Raw genomic sequence first — 14160 nt, 5'->3', positions numbered from 1 at the left:
AAGATATGACACGCGAATACCTGAAAAAGGCGATCCTCACGTCCCGCTCGGACGAAGGTGAAACCGCAAAAATCGTAAGCGATATTCTTTCGGATATCGAAGCGGGCCGAGAAGAGGCTGCGCTTAAATATGCGACCAAATTCGACAAATACGATGGCAATGTTCAGCTGACCCAAGACGAGATTGACGCGGCCTGCGCTTTGGTTCCTCAGAAGCTGAAAGATGACATTCTTTTTGCCCATGACAATGTTCGCCGGTTTGCTGAAGTGCAAAAGGGAACCGTCGCGGATGTGGAATACGAGATCAATCCGGGCTTGATTGCAGGTCAAAAGGCGATCCCCGTTACGGCAGCCGGGTGTTATGTGCCCGCAGGACGTTATCGCCACATCGCCAGCGCGGTGATGACCGTGACAACGGCGAAAGTCGCTGGGTGTGAACACATTACGGTGTGTTCTGCTCCTCAGCCCGAGGTGGGAATTCACCCTGCGATTGTCTATGCGGCCCACGCCAGTGGCGCGGACAAGATCATGGCGATCGGTGGGGTGCAGGGCATTGCCTCAATGGCGTTTGGGCTGTTCGACCAACCTAAAGCCAACATCATCGTCGGCCCCGGCAACCAATTCGTGGCAGAAGCCAAGCGCACCCTTTATGGCCGTGTTGGCATCGACATGATCGCTGGCCCGACGGATAGCCTGATCCTTGCCGATAAGAACGCTGATCCTCATATCGTGGCCACCGATTTGGTCAGCCAAGCCGAGCACGGATATAACTCGCCTGTGTGGCTGGTGACGGATCATCGCCCATTGGCCGAAGACGTTCTGGCACAGGTGCCGGGACTGATCGCGGACCTGCCTGAATTGAACCGTGAGAACGCCGAAGCGGCGTGGCGCGATTATGCAGAGGTCATGGTGTGCGCAGATCGCGAGGAAATGGCGGCCACGTCCGACGAGTATGCGCCCGAGCATTTGACCGTTCAGGCCGACGATCTGGATTGGTGGCTGGACCGCTTGCGGTGCTATGGATCGCTGTTCCTAGGTGAAGAGACGACTGTTTCCTATGGCGACAAAGCGGCTGGCACCAACCACGTTCTGCCGACTTCGGGTGCGGCCAGCTATACGGGCGGTCTGAGCGTGCACAAGTATATGAAGATCGTCACGTGGCAGCGCGCCACGCGCGAAGGGTCGAAAGCGGTCGCCGAAGCAACGGCCCGTATTTCACGTCTTGAGGGCATGGAAGGGCACGCACGAGCGGCGGACGTCCGTTTGGAGAAATACTTCCCAGACGAAGTCTTCGACCTGACCGCAAATGGCTGATCCGCGATCTCTGTTTGACCTAACCGGCAAAGGTGCCTGCATCACCGGGGCCAGTTCTGGCCTTGGGCGGCAGGCGGCGATTGCATTGTCGGCGGCGGGTGCGCGTGTCGTGACCGTTGCACGGCGCGAAGATGCGCTTCAAAGCCTGACCTCTGAGATCGGGGAAGATGCGGCCTATGTCGTTGCTGATGTTGCGGATCGGGATAATCTTGATGCCTTGGCTTCTGCGATCGCAACGCCGTTTGGATCACCAGACATTTTGATCCATGCCGCTGGCGTGAACACGCGCCAACCCGCCGACGACGTGACGCCCGAGGGATGGGATCAAACACTGGCTCTGAACCTCTCGGCCCCGTTTTTTCTAAGCCAGGCGTTTGTGCCCGCTATGAAAAAGAAGGGATGGGGGCGGATCGTGAATTTTGCCTCTCTACAAACCACGCGCGCCTTTCCTGGCGGCATTGCCTATGGCGCAAGCAAGGCTGGGATCGGCCAATTGACCCGTGCGATGGCCGAGGCATGGTCGCCCCATGGCATCACGGCCAACGCGATCGGTCCCGGGTTCTTCCCGACTGAACTGACACAGGCTGTTTTCGATGACGAAGACCGTGCTGACCGCAACGCTGCCCAGACCTGTATTGGGCGCAACGGGCGGCTTGAGGATATGGATGGACCACTTCTTTTTCTATGCTCGGACGCATCGTCCTATGTTACGGGTCAGGTTCTGATGGTGGACGGAGGGTTCACAGCGAAATGAAAGCTCTGATTTACGACGGCATTGAAACGCTTGGGTATCGAGATGTCCCCAAAGCGGAAGCGCGTGATAGCGAACATCTGATCCGCATCATGGCATCGGGCATTTGCGGGTCTGACATGCATGCCTATTTGGGGCATGATGACAGGCGACCGGCACCACTAATACTTGGCCATGAAGCTGCGGGTATCATTGAAGGAGGCCCGGATGACGGCCGCCGCGTGACCATAAACCCGCTTGTGACCTGCGGTTCCTGCGCGGCTTGTGTCGCTGGGCGAGAGAACTTGTGTCCCCACCGCCAGATCATTTCGATGCCGCCGCGCGAAGGGGCTTTTGCACAATACGTGACGATGCCGGACAGCAATCTGGTGACTGTCCCAGATCATGTTCCTTTAACCAAAGCAGCATTGGCCGAACCGCTTGCAGTAAGCTGGCATGCCGTGCGCCTTGCACTGGAAGCGATACATCCAAAGATGGAGCGCACCGCGCTTGTCATTGGCGGCGGCGCGATTGGACTGGCGGCGGCGCTCGCGCTGCGTGCAATGGGCGTGGAAGACGTTACGATTGCAGAACCCAACGACAAACGCAGCGCGTTCCTTGCTGAACGGTGCGGTCAGACCGTCACCGACAAAACCACCCAGCCTGCCGCCATCGTTATTGATGCGGTTGGATACGCTGCCACGCGCGCTCTGGCCTCTGCCATCACAAATCCCGGCGGCGTGATCGCGCATGTTGGGTTGGGAGAGGATGCAAGTGGCCTCGATATCCGTCGGATGACCTTGCAAGAGATCACATTTATTGGGACGTATACTTATACCGCACAAGACTTTCGCGATACGGCGCAAGCCATTTTCGAAAACCGCCTTGGACCACTTGATTGGATTGAAGAACGCGCGCTGTCTGACGGTGCACAGGCGTTTCGCGACTTGCGCAGTGGCGCGGTCGCTTCGCCTAAAATCGTTCTCGACCCGTGGTCTTAACGTGACACGCCAGAAAGGAATAAACCATGTATACAAAGATACTCGTTCCCATGGCCCTTGATCATGGAATTTCCCAGCACACGCTGGAAATTGCACGCGCGCTTTGTGCTGCCAATGCGCAGATCACAGCTTTGCACGTTTATGAAGTGCCAAAGGGATCAGTCAGCACCTATATCGGCGAAGACACCGTGCGCCGTGGGTTTGAACGCGCCAATGAGATCCTTCAGGAAAAAGTGGCCGGGCTGGACGACGTAAATGCCGAGATCACACGAGGTCAAGCGCATCGGGCCATCATCGACTATGCCGTATCCCACAATTTCGACTGCATCGTAATCGGGTCACACAAACCTGGCTTGACGGATTACTTGATCGGGTCAACGGCTGCACGCGTGGTTCGACACGCTCCTTGTGCAGTACATGTGCACCGAGACAGCTAGAACTCTAATCAAACAGGACGCTTACCCATGAACATTGACAAAAAGATCGCAGACGATCTGGTGGCCAATGACATCTCGTTTGTCACCACGGTTCCCTGCAAGCAACTGGCTGGCGTGATCGAAGAGGTCGACCAACGCGACGACATTTTCCATATCCCTTCCAACAAAGAAGACGAAGGCATGGGCCTGTGCGCAGGTGCTTGGATGGGTGGCAAACGCCCCGCCATCATCATGCAAAACACCGCCATCGGCGTAACCATCAACACTCTGGCAACGCTGACCCAGTTTTACCGGATGCCCTTGCCCATGCTGATTTCCTATCGGGGCGAGCTGCGCGAACCCGTGGCCTGTCAGGTGGAAATGGCGGTGCATACCAAAGCGCTGTTAGCTCAGCTCAACATCCCGACCTATCACTTCCACAAGCAAAGCGATGTCGAGGAATTTGACAACATTCTGAAATACACCTTCATGTGCAACAAGCCCGTGGCGATCCTGACCGACGCCAACTTCTGGGGAGGCTATGGCGACCAATGATCCGTTCTGAAATCCTGCGCGAGATCGCGCCCATCCTTCGTGACCAACTGGTTGTCTGCAACATCGGCATTCCCAGCCAGGAACTGCATGCAATTGACGATCAGCCGTCGAACTTCTACATGCTCGGCACCATGGGACTTGCGTCCTCGATCGGTCTTGGCCTTGCTTTGGCACAGCCCAAAACGGTGATCGTGATTGACGGGGACGGATCGGTTTTGACCAATCTGGGCACGCTTCCCACCATTGGGAACAACGCCCCCAACAACTACATCCTGATGATCATCGACAATGGATCCTACGGCTCGACCGGGGACCAGCCCACCTATACCGGCATGAAGACCGATCTTGCTGGCATGGCACGCGCTGCTGGCAGCGACAATGTTGTCGAGGTTCAGGACGTCGACACCGGGAAAGCCCTGCAAGAGGCGATCGACGCTGGCAAACCCACCGTGATGGTCGTGAAGTGCGACAGCGGCAACGCGAAGATGCCGGTGATCACCATGGATCCGGTAATCATCCGTGATCGCTTTATGAAAGCGGTCGCAAGCTGATGGGCGCAAACGCCATCCACTGTGCGGAAGATGCCCGCCGCCTTGCCCGGCGCAGGCTGCCATGGATGGTGTTTGACTATATCGACGGCTCTGCCGGACAAGAAACAGGGGCGGCGCGCAATCGGGCCGCCCTTGATGCCGTTACTCTGCGGCCTCGGATCCTGAAAGACGTGAGCCGAAGGTCCTTGGCCACTGAAGTTTTTGGATCACCTGCAGAACGGCCTTTCGGCATCGCGCCAATGGGCATGTGCAACCTGTCACGACCGGGCGCAGACCTGATGCTGGCACGTCTGGCGGCCAAGTACCGCGTGCCCCATGGGGTTTCGACCGTCGCCTCGACCCCGATGGAGAAAATCATTGAAACAGCCGACGGCCATGCGTGGTTTCAGCTTTATTTCAGCGGGGACGGGGTGGACACGTTCAAGCTGGTCGAGCGGGCCAAAGCGGCAGGATATACCACACTGGTCCTAACAGTGGATGTCCCCGAAGTGGGGCGTCGCCCCCGCGAGCTGCGCCACGGGTTCAAGATGCCCTTCCGCATGGGTCCGCGCCAGTTCATCGATTTCGCGCTACATCCACAATGGTCCCTGCCAACGCTGTTCGCAGGAAAGCCGCAGATGGCGAATTTCGAAATGGACGGGTTCGAGTTCGATCGCACCGCGACACGCGCCAATGTCACATGGGACACGCTTGCGCGTCTTCGTGACGCTTGGCCCGGCAAGTTGGTGGTCAAAGGCGTTCTGGATGTCGAAGATGCCAAGCAGCTTGTCAGCGCTGGTGCCGATGCCATTCAGGTATCAAGCCACGGCGCACGACAACTGGAAAGCGCCCCTGCCCCAATAAAAATGCTCAAAGACATCCGCGTGGCACTTGGTCCCGAGGTTCCCGTTTTCTATGACAGCGGCATTCGATCCGGAGAGGATTCCCTGAAAGCACTGTCACTCGGCGCCGATTACACATTTGTGGGCCGCGTTCTTCAGTTTGCCATTGCCGCGGGAGGCGAAGCCGGATTGCACCGCATGTGGGACGTCCTGAGCGCCGAGATGAGCAACGCCATGGCACAGATCGGGGCGGAAACACTACAGAATCTAGAGCTGTCCCTTTCTGCGGACAGTCGCTGATATTAAACTGGCACTTCGAAGCTTCGTTTGACCTCTTTCAAAACCACATTGGTTTGCGCACTTTCAACGGCGGTCAGGCGAAACAAAAAGTCTTCCAGAAAAGCGTTGTAGGCTGTGATATCCCGGCACAACACTCGCAGATGATAGTCCGCTTGCCCGGTCGTCGCATAGCATTCCAAAACCTCTGGTCGCGCCTCAATCGCGGATATGAACTCCTGCAATCGCTCCGGGTTGTGTCGCGTCAGTTGCACGTGAACCAAAGCTTGAAACGTTAAACCAACAGCCTTCGGCGACACACTTGCGCGGTAGCCGTCAATGACACCGCTTTCCTCTAACGATCGTGTCTTGCGCCAGCACGCAGATGGGGAAAGTCCGGCTTGGTCGGCCAGGTCGGCGTTGGAAATTCGGCAATCGGTCTGAAGCTGCTTCAGAATCTGCCTGTCTCGGGCGTCCAGTTTCATTTGGTTATTCTATCCAGAATGCATGATCTTATAGACATAATTACCCGGACTTTTCTGAAATTGCGACCCTATTTGGTCACCTTATTCGCATTCACGGCGATAAATTGGGTAAATCTAACAAGGAACCCAAGATGACCGAGCAATCTCACCATTTCTCCTCCTATAAATTGTCAGATCGTTATGCGCGCGAAGACGGTCGCGTCTTTCTGACCGGAACACAGGCTTTGGTGCGGATCATGCTGGATCAAGCGCGCCGTGACCGCAAAGCGGGGCTGAACACGGCAGGCTTTATTTCAGGCTATCGCGGGTCCCCCTTGGGCGGTTTGGATCTGGAGCTTTGGCGCGCGCGCGACGAGACCGAGCGCAATCAAATTACCTTCATGCCCGCCGTGAATGAAGACCTGGGCGCGACGGCAGTTCTTGGGGCACAGCAAGCGGTCTTGGACCCCGATTGCACCGTCGAAGGTGTGTTTTCTATGTGGTACGGCAAAGGCCCTGGCGTTGATCGCTCGGGAGATGCCCTGAGACATGGGAACGCCTATGGTTCCTCGGAAAAAGGGGGTGTTTTGGTGGTTGCGGGTGACGACCACGGCTGCGTCTCTTCCTCTATGCCGCACCAGTCCGATGTCGCGTTTATGACGTGGTTCATGCCTACGCTAAATCCTGCAAGTGTGGGTGAGTATCTGAGCTTTGGTGAATACGGTTTGGCGCTCAGCCGATACTCAGGCACATGGGTTGGGTTCAAGGCAATTTCTGAAACCGTTGAGTCCGGTCAGTCCGTCGAAATTCCGCGTGATCGCGATTTCACCCTGCCTGACTTGGACCTTCCGCCGGGTGGGCTGCATGTCCGCAACTCTGACCTTCCCAGCCCCGAGATTGAAACCCGGATCGAACACAAGCTGCGCGCGGTTGAAGCCTTTGTCGAGGCGAACCCAATTGATCAGCGTATCTATGACATTGGCGATGCAGAATTTGGGATCGTCACCACCGGCAAAGGCCATCTGGATCTGATGGAGGCGTTGCGCCTTCTTGGACTGGACGAGGCCGCCTGCCGACGTCTTGGGATCGACATTTACAAGGTTGGCATGGTCTGGCCGCTGGCGCGGCGTGACGCGCTTGGCTTTGTGCGTGGCAAGAAAGAGGTCCTTGTCATCGAAGAAAAGCGCGGCATCATCGAAAGCCAATTTAAAGAGTATTTCTATGACTGGCCAGGCGACAAGCCGGACAAAATGGTTGGCAAACACCGCGCGGCAGGCGATCCGCTTCTGCCTTGGACAGGCGAGCTTAGCCCCCTGGATCTGGTCCCGGTTTTGGCAGAACGGTTGGATCACTTCTTTCCGGATGAAAACCTTCCTCAAAAGGCCAAGGCACTGACCGACACGCCACCGACTCTGCTCAGCGTTCCGGGCGCAAACCGCACACCTTATTTCTGCTCTGGCTGCCCACATAACAGCTCGACCAAACTGCCCGAAGGCAGCAAGGCGGCATCCGGCATCGGGTGTCACGTCATGGCAAGCTGGATGGATCGAGAAACTGTTGGTTACGCGCAGATGGGCGGCGAAGGCGTGCCGCAAGTGGTGGCCTCGCAATTCAATGGCGGCAAACATATCTTCCAAAACCTTGGCGAGGGAACGTGGTATCATTCAGGGTCTTTGGCAATCCGGCAAGCCGTCGCTGCTGGCACAAACATCACTTACAAAATTCTCTACAATGACGCCGTCGCAATGACCGGCGGGCAACCCGTGGATGGCCCTGTCAGCGTACATGGCATCGCACAGACCTGTCGCGCCGAAGGGATCGTGCGTATCGCGCTGATTTCTGACGACATCACCAAATTCGACCGTACTGATTTCCCTGCCGGGACAAGCTTCCACCCGCGCACGGATCTTGACGCCGTGCAGCGAGATCTGCGTGACATTCCCGGCGTGACCGTCCTGATCTACGAACAGACCTGCGCCACGGAAAAACGCCGCCGTCGCAAACGGGGCAAAATGGACGATCCCAAACGCTTTGCCTTTATCAATCCGGATGTGTGCGAGGGCTGCGGGGATTGCTCGGTCGAAAGCAACTGCCTGAGTATCGAACCGTTAGAGACAGAATTCGGTCGTAAGCGGAAAGTAAACCTATCCACCTGCAACAAAGATTTCTCGTGCCTAAACGGGTTCTGCCCAAGCTTCGTGACGGTTGAAGGCGCGGTGCGGCGCAAGAATGCGGGCAAGGCGCTGGATATGGCCGGCATGACAGCAGATCTGCCTTCCCCACCCCTGAACCGTTTGGAAAAACCCTTTGACCTGCTCGTCACTGGTGTTGGTGGCACTGGTGTTGTGACGGTGGGTGCGTTGATTACGATGGCGGCCCACCTTGAAGGCAAAGGCGCGAGCGTTCTGGACTTCACGGGATTTGCCCAAAAGTTCGGCACCGTTCTCAGCTATGTTCGGCTTGGTCGCTCACCTGCCGCGATCAATCAAGTGCGCATTGATCAGCGCGCCGCAGATGCCGTGATCGGCTGCGATGTAGTGGTGTCGTCTGCCCCACGCGCGTCGGTTCACTACAGAACGGGCACTCGGGTCGTTTTGAACTTGGCCGAGATGCCTACCGGAGATCTTGTCCTGCATCGCGATGCTAAGCTGAAGGTCGATCAGCGCGAGGCCGCAATCCGTAAGCTTGTTGGCGATGACACGGTTTGGAGCTTTGATGCCAATGAACTGGCTGAAGAGTTCCTTGGCGATAGCGTTTTCGCAAATGTCATACTGCTGGGCTATGCATGGCAAAAGGGATTGGTGCCGGTCAGCCTGTCTTCCCTGAAACAGGCGATCCAGCTAAACTCAGTCGCGGTCGAAAAGAACGGTCATGCATTTGATTTGGGCCGTCTGTTGGCTGAAAACCCGTCTGCGATTGCCAGTGAACCTGTTGCCTCTGCCGACACATCGCTTGCCGCATTAATGGACAGGCATGCGGAGTTTCTGACCGCTTATCAGTCGGCGGGCTATGCGAACCGATACAAAACCACTTTAGAGCAGTTTCGCGCGGCAATGCCGTCGGAGAACGCGGAAGAGCTGTGCACGCTGGCGGCCAAATCCCTGTTCAAGCTGATGGCATTTAAAGACGAATATGAAGTCGCCCGGCTGCACACCAAACCTGATTTCGCTGAGCGCCTTGAGGCTGAATTCGAACCGGGTTTCCGCATCAACTATCACATGGCGCCCCCGCTGCTTTCTTTGAAGAAAGATGCGCGCGGCCGCCCTGCCAAGCGCAGCTTTGGTCCGTGGATGACTGGGGCGATGCGGCTATTGTCCGGTATGAAAGGCCTGCGCGGCACGGCCTTTGATCCGTTTGGCTACACACAGGAACGGCGCGATGAGCGTGCGATGATCACTTGGTTTGAAGGGGTCCTGTCTAAACTGCCCGGCATGTCCGGAAATCTCGACATGGAATTGGTTCGCGAAGTCCTCTCCGCCCCACTGAACGTCCGCGGATTTGGCCCAGTGAAGGAAGAGGCTACTACATCGTGCAAGTCGCGCGTGGCAGATATCATGGGACAGGGCTGAAACGCCCTGCCCCGCAGGTTTATTCAGCGTTGAACACAAACAAAGTTTCGCCGTTGATTTTGTAGTCATTGATCAAGGCTTTGGCCGTGTCAGAGACAAGCCAAGCTTCAAGCTTGGCGGCCAATTCTGTTTTCACATGCGGGTGTTTGTCCGCGTTCACCGGCAGGAAGGCGTATTGATTGAACAACACGGGGTCGCCCGCATAGACCAGTGCCAGATCGCCTTTGTTGCCAAAGTTCAGCCAGCTTGCGCGATCTGCCATGATATAGGCGTCCAGACCAGCTGCTGTGTTAAGCGCAGCCCCCATGCCTGCCCCGACGGCGTTGTACCAATCCCCTTCTGGCGTGACCTCGGCGGCTGCCCATAAGCTGAGCTCTTTCTTATGTGTCCCGCTGTCATCCCCGCGACTGACGAAGGGCGCTGCGCTGTCTGCAATCCGCTTTAGTGCGTCTTTCGCGCTGGTGGCGTCACCCAATTTCGCGCCGTCATCAGAAGGACCGATGAACACAAAATCATTGTACATGATTTCGCGTCGATGGGTTCCGAACCCGCCCGCCAGAAATTTGTCTTCGGCTTTGCGTGAATGAACAAGGATCGCATCGACGTCGCCCGCCTCGCCCAGTTTGATAGCCTGCCCGGTTCCAACGACCAAAAGCTGCACCTCGATCCCTGTGTCCTGTTTGATTTGGGGTAGCAGAATGTCTGACAGGCCCGAGTTGTGGAACGATGTGGTGACAGCAAGCTTCATCTCGTCTGCCAGGGCTGACCCTGCCAGCAAGGTTGATGTGACAACGGCAAGGATGGTCCGTTTCATTCGACAATATCTCCTTTCAGGAAGGCTTGGGCTTGTGCGGTGGAGGCTCCGCCAAAGAAGGCTTCGGCAGGGCTGTGTTCGTGGATGTTTCCGTTCAACAGGAACAACACCTCGGTCGCCAAACGCCGCGCCTGCCCCATGTCGTGGGTCGACATGATCAAACGGGTTCCGCGTGCGGCGGCACGGGTTAGGATTTCCTCAATCTCGCGGGTGGCGCGCCCGTCCAGCGACGCGCAGGGCTCATCAAGAAAAAGCAGTTCCGGCTGGGTAACAAGCGCCCGCGCAAGGGCAAGCTTCTGGCGCTCTCCGCCTGACAAATACGGGGCGGGACGATCAAGCATTTCGCCCAATCCGACGTCCACGGCAGCTTCTGCCGCACGGGCGTTCGCTTCGGGTCGGGATAGCCCCGACAAGCGAAGAGGATAAGCTAGATTGCCCAAAACAGACCGGCGCATCATAATCGGTTGTTGAAACACAAAGGCCTGATGTGCGCGGGCTTCACTGGGGGGGCAAGCCCAATCAATTCGGCCCTCACCCAGCCGGGCGATGCCATGCATCATTCGCAGAAGTGAGGTTTTTCCAGCTCCGTTAGGACCAATCACGATGGCCACCCCTTTGGCGTGAAGCTCAAGATCCACAGGACCGATAAGCACTTTGCCAGCACGGCGCACCAATGCGCCTTCAAGTTTGACGGGGAAGAGATTGCTCACCAGCGGCCTCCTCGTTCCGTGCGGCTGATCACGTGGATCGCAAGGTTTACCGCGATGGCCATGGCGATCAGAACGAAGCCCAGCCCAAGGGCCAGCGCAAATTCACCTTTGCCGGTTTCAAGCGCGATGGCGGTGGTTAATACGCGAGTGTGGTGATCGATGTTGCCGCCCACGACCATAATCGCACCGACTTCACCAATCGCGCGTCCAAACCCGGCCAAAGACGCTGTCAGCAACGCGCGTCGCCCGTCCCAAAGCAGCGCCTGAACACGTTGGGTTTGCGTCGTATTCATCGAGATCAGCAGGTCGTGATAGTCGGACCAAAGCTCGCGCAGGGCTTGATGTGCAATCGATGCGATCAGCGGCACGATGATGATGACCTGTGCGATAATCATGGCGGTTGGCGTGAACAGTAGCCCTAACACACCAAATGGCCCCGAACGGCTGAGCATGACATAGACGATCAACCCAACCACAACTGGGGGCAAGCCCATCAACGCATTCAAAACAGCAATTGTGACCCGCCGCGCCCGGAACCGGCGCACGGCCAAAAGGGCCCCAAGCGGAAGGGCAATCGCCGACGCAATCACAAGCGCAGTTAGTGTAACATAGAGCGATCGCAGCGTGATCTCGACAAGATCCGCATCCAATGTGATCAGCAACCAGAAAGCCTCGGTTATCCCGGACCATATTTCCAAGACGTCATCCCTTAACGCGTTTTGCAGGACCGCGGCCCGTATGGCCAAATTGTCCGATCATCTTAAGACTGATCAACCATATCATGCGCAACAGAAAAACCGATTTCTTGGGCAAAAGCGGCGAACTGGACATTTTGACCGTCCAATTTGACGGCTTTCTCATAAAGCGCACCAATACGACCAAGCTTGTTGCTGAATACTGTCAATGGGCTGGTCAGGGTTATCGGGTCTGTTAAGCTCGGCTCAACTCGGTCACCTATGCCAGAAGGAAGCAGAATTGAATTCGGTCCGTTTGAAGCTTTTGGTGTTGGCTTTGGCGCCGCTTGGGATCTTGCTTCCGCTGTTGATGCTGTTGGCTATGGCCCGCTGGACCACGGATTATGACGAACTTCTGATTTCCAAGGTCGACAGTGATCTCAGAATTGCCGAGCAGTATCTTGGGCGCATCCTGACTGGCACTGGAGCGGGCGTTGAGGCAATCGCAGACTCGCGCGCTTTTGAGGCGGTTTTGGCGCAACCGGATGGCAACCGCACGGCGTATCTTGAGAAGATGCGAAAGTCGCAAGCACTTGATTTTCTGTATTATCTTCCCGAAGGCGATGCGTCACAAGCACGCCGATGGCCGGTTATTCAGTCGGCTTTAGAGGGTCAGAGATCTTCGCAAATCGACATTTTTTCGGGAACAGATCTGGCTGTCTTTCCCGAACTTGCCCAGCGCGCACGCATTGACTTGATTGAAACAAAAGCGGCCGTCCCGACAGATCGCACGGTTGAGGATCGAGGCATGGTGGTCCACACGGCTGCGCCCATCGATTTGCCCAATCACCGTGGTGTCTTGGTCGGTGGTATCCTTCTGAACCGCAACCTCGACTTCATCGATACGATCAACGCGCTGGTCTACTTGAATGCCGCGACCCCTGATGGTGACCGGCAAGGCACAGCAACCTTGTTTTTAGAAGACGTGCGTGTCTCGACCAATGTGCGTCTGTTCGAAGATGTACGGGCTTTGGGTACCCGCGTCTCTGCGGAAGTTCGTTCCGCTGTTCTGACCGATGGGCAGACATGGCTGAACCGCGCGTTTGTTGTGAATGACTGGTATATCTCGGGCTATTTGCCCCTGATAGACAGTTTCGGAAACCGGGTTGGAATGCTTTACGTGGGTTTTCTTGAAGCTCCGTTTTCCAGCGCCAAACGGGCAGCTTATCTGTCGATGTTGGCGGCGATGGCGGCTGTACTGGTCTTATCCGCACCCTTGTTCTTGTGGATGGCGCGGGGCATCTTTTCACCTTTGGAACAAATGACCCGCACAATGAAGCGAGTTGAGCGTGGTGATCTGGCCGCGCGAAATGGTGATGTTGGCTCAAAGGACGAGATTGGTCAGGTTGCAACACACCTCGATACCCTTCTGGATCAGGTTCAGGAACGTGATCAGGCATTGCGCAGCTGGGCGGAAGAGCTGAATGACCGCGTGGATCGGCGCACAGTCGAACTTCGCGCGGCCAAGGATCAGCTTGAAGAAACCTATCAACAGCTGGTTATGTCCGAAAAACTGGCATCGATCGGCGAAATCACCGCCGGCGTGGCACATGAGATCAACAACCCGGTTGCGGTGATTCAAGGTAATGTTGATGTGATGCGTCAGACCCTCGGCGCAAATGCAGAAGGTATTAAAACTGAGCTGAGCTTGATCGACCGACAGGTTCAGCGCATCGACAGCATTGTCGGGAAGCTTTTACAGTTCGCGCGTCCCACTGATTACTCCGCTTCTGGCGAAGGTGTAGAGCTATCGCAGCTGGTCGAGGATTGCCGGGGTTTGATTACCCATGTGCAGCCGCAAAAGGATGTTGATGTTACCACCGAGTTCTCGCCGGCGCCGAATGTGGCGATTAGTGCCGGTGAAATGCAGCAAGTTGTGGTAAACCTGATGATCAATGCGGTTCAGGCGATGGATGGAGCCGGAGAGTTGCGCCTGACGATCCGACAAGCCCAGCGTGACAAGCGTGACGGGGTTGAACTGATAGTTGAGGACAGTGGTCCCGGTATCGAAACCGAAAACCTGAACCGCGTTTTTGACCCGTTCCACACTACCAAACTGGGCGAAGGCACCGGGCTGGGCTTGTCGATTAGTCAGACCCTCATCCGGCAGGCGGGGGGGACGATATCGGTTAAAAACGGGACCAAGCGCGGAGCTGTTTTTACAGTCTGGCTTCCGGCGGTCGAACGCGAGGAGACGGGTTAGAAG

14 protein-coding genes are annotated in these 14160 nt (G+C 56.5%); 9 read left to right on the top strand and 5 right to left on the bottom strand.

Annotation, left to right across the window (positions count from 1 at the left end; all coding sequences use genetic code 11):
* The first annotated feature begins 5 nt into the window (after positions 1-5).
* The 7 genes from hisD to MWU55_RS11120 are packed head-to-tail and all read left to right on the top strand — an operon-like array spanning position 6 to position 5687.
* The gene (gene hisD, locus MWU55_RS11150; RefSeq protein ID WP_246936249.1) at positions 6-1313 is read left to right on the top strand and encodes a histidinol dehydrogenase; all 1308 of its coding nucleotides are present in this window, start codon (positions 6-8) and stop codon (positions 1311-1313) included.
* Entirely contained in the window at positions 1306-2067 is a 762-nt protein-coding gene (locus MWU55_RS11145; protein WP_246936248.1) for an SDR family oxidoreductase, read from the top strand. The genes hisD and MWU55_RS11145 overlap by 8 nt, the downstream gene beginning before the upstream one ends.
* Positions 2064-3044, top strand: coding sequence for an alcohol dehydrogenase catalytic domain-containing protein (locus MWU55_RS11140; protein WP_246936247.1), 981 nt, complete (start codon positions 2064-2066; stop codon positions 3042-3044). Before MWU55_RS11145 ends, MWU55_RS11140 begins: the two co-directional genes overlap by 4 nt.
* A gap of 26 nt (positions 3045-3070) precedes the next feature.
* Positions 3071-3481 (top strand): universal stress protein, encoded by a 411-nt coding sequence (locus tag MWU55_RS11135; RefSeq protein WP_246936246.1) that lies wholly within the window; start codon positions 3071-3073, stop codon positions 3479-3481.
* Positions 3482-3508: 27 nt separating this feature from the next.
* The gene (gene comD, locus MWU55_RS11130; RefSeq protein WP_246936245.1) at positions 3509-4015 is read left to right on the top strand and encodes a sulfopyruvate decarboxylase subunit alpha; all 507 of its coding nucleotides are present in this window, start codon (positions 3509-3511) and stop codon (positions 4013-4015) included.
* Positions 4012-4566: a sulfopyruvate decarboxylase subunit beta gene (gene comE / locus MWU55_RS11125; protein ID WP_246936244.1), complete on the top strand. Its 555-nt coding sequence runs from the start codon at positions 4012-4014 to the stop codon at positions 4564-4566. Before comD ends, comE begins: the two co-directional genes overlap by 4 nt.
* Complete coding sequence (locus MWU55_RS11120; protein WP_246936243.1) at positions 4566-5687, top strand: alpha-hydroxy acid oxidase; 1122 nt, start codon at positions 4566-4568, stop codon at positions 5685-5687. The genes comE and MWU55_RS11120 overlap by 1 nt, the downstream gene beginning before the upstream one ends.
* 2 nt (positions 5688-5689) lie before the next feature.
* Here the strand turns inward: MWU55_RS11120 and MWU55_RS11115 are convergent, their stop codons facing one another.
* The gene (locus tag MWU55_RS11115; protein WP_246936242.1) at positions 5690-6148 is read right to left on the bottom strand and encodes an Lrp/AsnC family transcriptional regulator; all 459 of its coding nucleotides are present in this window, start codon (positions 6146-6148) and stop codon (positions 5690-5692) included.
* Positions 6149-6279: 131 nt separating this feature from the next.
* Between MWU55_RS11115 and MWU55_RS11110 the strand changes: the two genes are divergently transcribed.
* Complete coding sequence (locus MWU55_RS11110; protein ID WP_246936241.1) at positions 6280-9696, top strand: indolepyruvate ferredoxin oxidoreductase family protein; 3417 nt, start codon at positions 6280-6282, stop codon at positions 9694-9696.
* Positions 9697-9715: 19 nt separating this feature from the next.
* On the opposite strand, the gene MWU55_RS11105 is transcribed toward MWU55_RS11110, so the two are convergent.
* From MWU55_RS11105 to MWU55_RS11090, 4 genes are all read right to left on the bottom strand, one after another.
* Positions 9716-10510, bottom strand: coding sequence for a substrate-binding domain-containing protein (locus tag MWU55_RS11105; protein WP_246936240.1), 795 nt, complete (start codon positions 10508-10510; stop codon positions 9716-9718).
* Complete coding sequence (locus tag MWU55_RS11100) at positions 10507-11220, bottom strand: ATP-binding cassette domain-containing protein (RefSeq protein ID WP_246936239.1); 714 nt, start codon at positions 11218-11220, stop codon at positions 10507-10509. The genes MWU55_RS11105 and MWU55_RS11100 overlap by 4 nt, the downstream gene beginning before the upstream one ends.
* On the bottom strand, positions 11217-11918 hold the full coding sequence (locus tag MWU55_RS11095) for an ABC transporter permease (protein WP_246936238.1): 702 nt from the start codon (positions 11916-11918) through the stop codon (positions 11217-11219). Before MWU55_RS11095 ends, MWU55_RS11100 begins: the two co-directional genes overlap by 4 nt.
* Before the next feature lie 62 nt (positions 11919-11980).
* Positions 11981-12124, bottom strand: coding sequence for a hypothetical protein (locus tag MWU55_RS11090; protein WP_246936237.1), 144 nt, complete (start codon positions 12122-12124; stop codon positions 11981-11983).
* A gap of 71 nt (positions 12125-12195) precedes the next feature.
* Here MWU55_RS11090 and MWU55_RS11085 point away from each other — a divergent pair, with 71 nt between their 5' ends.
* Positions 12196-14157, top strand: a complete 1962-nt coding sequence (locus tag MWU55_RS11085; protein WP_246936236.1) for a HAMP domain-containing sensor histidine kinase — start codon at positions 12196-12198, stop codon at positions 14155-14157.
* Positions 14158-14160: the final 3 nt, after the last annotated feature.

Origin of the sequence: Aliiroseovarius sp. F20344 (genome assembly GCF_023016155.1) — a bacterium.
GTDB lineage: Bacteria > Pseudomonadota > Alphaproteobacteria > Rhodobacterales > Rhodobacteraceae > Aliiroseovarius.
Note: the sequence above shows the minus strand (reverse complement) of the source record. Positions and strands in the feature narration are given on the sequence as shown.

Bases quoted from the DNA above. Each gene is read 5' to 3' on its own strand.
- hisD (WP_246936249.1), top strand. From the start codon at position 6: ATGACACGCGAATACCTGAAAAAGGCGATCCTCACGTCCCGCTCGGAC.
- MWU55_RS11110 (WP_246936241.1), top strand. From the start codon at position 6,280: ATGACCGAGCAATCTCACCATTTCTCCTCCTATAAATTGTCAGATCGT.
- MWU55_RS11140 (WP_246936247.1), top strand. From the start codon at position 2,064: ATGAAAGCTCTGATTTACGACGGCATTGAAACGCTTGGGTATCGAGAT.
- comE (WP_246936244.1), top strand. From the start codon at position 4,012: ATGATCCGTTCTGAAATCCTGCGCGAGATCGCGCCCATCCTTCGTGAC.
- MWU55_RS11135 (WP_246936246.1), top strand. From the start codon at position 3,071: ATGTATACAAAGATACTCGTTCCCATGGCCCTTGATCATGGAATTTCC.
- MWU55_RS11105 (WP_246936240.1), bottom strand. From the start codon at position 10,510: ATGAAACGGACCATCCTTGCCGTTGTCACATCAACCTTGCTGGCAGGG.
- MWU55_RS11120 (WP_246936243.1), top strand. From the start codon at position 4,566: ATGGGCGCAAACGCCATCCACTGTGCGGAAGATGCCCGCCGCCTTGCC.
- comD (WP_246936245.1), top strand. From the start codon at position 3,509: ATGAACATTGACAAAAAGATCGCAGACGATCTGGTGGCCAATGACATC.
- MWU55_RS11145 (WP_246936248.1), top strand. From the start codon at position 1,306: ATGGCTGATCCGCGATCTCTGTTTGACCTAACCGGCAAAGGTGCCTGC.
- MWU55_RS11115 (WP_246936242.1), bottom strand. From the start codon at position 6,148: ATGAAACTGGACGCCCGAGACAGGCAGATTCTGAAGCAGCTTCAGACC.